Here is a 1,066-nt window from a genome sequence, read left to right on the forward strand (position 1 = left end):
CGCTAGTTGTGTCGTGATTCAGGCGAGGATGTTCACCGCCCGCGCCGCCACCAGCGCGATCGTCAGCAGCGAGATCGACGCCTCCGCCATCATCAAGAGCTTGGCGCGCTGGGTGAGCGGCAAGGTGTCGGTCGGCGAGAATGCCGTCGCGTTGGTGAACGCCAGGAAGGCATAGTCGACGACGCCGGGCAGCCAGCCGCGGATTTCTCGGTCGGGCAGCGTCATCTGCGGGAACAGGAAATCGGCCTGCGCGCGCTTGACCAGCCCACAGGTCGGCGGCCCGCCCCGGTCCGTGCTCCAGAACCAAAGCGCGAAGACGATGACGTTGGTGACCCAGATGTTCAGCGCATCGACAAGCAGCGTCGTGCCGGCGCCGGCATGGCCTTCGAGCAGCGCCCTGACCAGGAAGACCAACGCCCCGCAGTTCATGACGCTGATGACGCCGGTGAGGACCAGCGCGGTGAGGCGGATGTAAAGGCGAAACCGGCCGATCGCGTACCAATGTTCGTGATCGATGGCCTTCTGCGTCGCCATTTGCGTCCACGCCGTCGCGATCGACAGGGGCACGAGCAGCACCGCCTCGATCGCAGGCGCCAGCCAGCGCGGGCCGAACGACAAGTCGTTTATGACCAGAAGCTGCAGGCAGATGATGATGAGGACCGCCGCTCGAGCCGACCAGAAATCAAGGGCGCGGTGGTGGATGACGGCATGCTCGTGACGCATGGTGAATGCTGGAACCGGTTGGGGGTGGACGATGCAGTTCCATCCAATCTTGGTTTTGCAATGGTCGCGCCAGAACACATTTTCGTAAGCTCTGATGTTACCGCTCCTCGGCCCGAAACAAAAAAGGCGCCGGATTTCTCCGGCGCCTTTGATCACGCAGATTCAAACCAGCAAGCGGCTCAGCCGTTGGCGGCCTGCTTGTGCTGGACCGTGTGGCTCTTCTTGAGCAGGTCCGAGACCAGGAAGGCGAGCTCGATCGCCTGGTCGGCGTTGAGGCGCGGATCGCAATGCGTGTGGTAGCGGTCCTGCAGGTCTTCCGCGGTGATGGCACGGGCCCCGCCGG

Annotated in this window: 2 protein-coding genes; both read right to left on the reverse strand. The window is 63.7% G+C overall.

The genetic code is table 11. The features are described 5' to 3' along the window. Nucleotides 1–18 precede the first annotated feature (18 nt). Nucleotides 19–723, reverse strand: coding sequence for a hypothetical protein (locus EOA33_RS36585; RefSeq protein ID WP_127407789.1), 705 nt, complete (start codon nucleotides 721–723; stop codon nucleotides 19–21). Between the two features lie 179 nt (nucleotides 724–902). Continuing rightward, the coding region (locus EOA33_RS36590) for a 3-deoxy-7-phosphoheptulonate synthase (protein ID WP_190234514.1) at nucleotides 903–1,066 on the reverse strand (164 nt) is incomplete at its 5' end.

It is taken from the genome of Mesorhizobium sp. M4A.F.Ca.ET.050.02.1.1 (assembly GCF_003997725.1).
Taxonomy (GTDB): Bacteria; Pseudomonadota; Alphaproteobacteria; order Rhizobiales; family Rhizobiaceae; genus Mesorhizobium.